Annotated in this window: 1 protein-coding gene; it reads right to left on the reverse strand. The window is 55.7% G+C overall.

Annotated features, from left to right (window positions below; translation table 11 throughout):
• The coding region (argJ, locus tag ACTHUR_RS13175; RefSeq protein WP_440398966.1) for a bifunctional glutamate N-acetyltransferase/amino-acid acetyltransferase ArgJ at nucleotides 1–809 on the reverse strand (809 nt) is incomplete at both ends.

Here is an 809-nt window from a genome sequence, read left to right on the forward strand (position 1 = left end):
GGCATAGCCGACGGCTGCCAACAGACGGCCCAAGTTCGGGTCGGAGGCAAAGAACGCGGTTTTCACCAAAGGCGAATGGGCGACGGCATAAGCCACTTTGCGCGCCTCTTCGCGGGTTTTCGCGTTTTGCACTTCAATCGTAATGAACTTGGTTGCACCCTCGCCATCACGGACAATCGCCTGCGCTAATTCCAAAGCCAGCGAACCGAGCAAGGCTTTGAGCTGCGCATAGCGCGGATCGGCGGTGTTGTCGATTTCGCTCTGACCGCAACGGCCTGTCGCCATAATCACGAAGCTGTCGTTGGTGCTGGTATCTCCATCCACAGTAATCGTATTGAAACTTTCGTCTGCAATTTCTTGCGTCATCAGTTGCAAAATTGGTTGGGACACTTTGGCATCGGTGGCGATAAACGACAACATGGTCGCCATGTTCGGATGAATCATGCCCGAGCCTTTGGCGATACCGGTAGCGCGGACTGTGTGTTTTTCGCCGACCAGGCCTGTGCGTGAAGCAGCTTTCGGTACAGTATCCGTCGTCATGATGGCACGCGCCGCGTCCGACCAGAATGCAGGGCGTACTTGCGGCAAAGCGGCCACAATTTTATCCACAGGCAGCGGCTCCAAAATCACGCCGGTCGAAAACGGCATAATCTGATTGGATTGGCAGCCGACCTGTTCTGCCGCCGCCGCGCACACTTTAATCGCGTCCAGACGGCCTTGTGCGCCGGTACCCGCATTGGCATTGCCCGTATTGATGACTAAGGCACACACACCGTCTTGGTCAAACAGATGCGACTTGGCAATATGCA

Source organism: Neisseria sp. P0021.S007 (assembly GCF_051956855.1).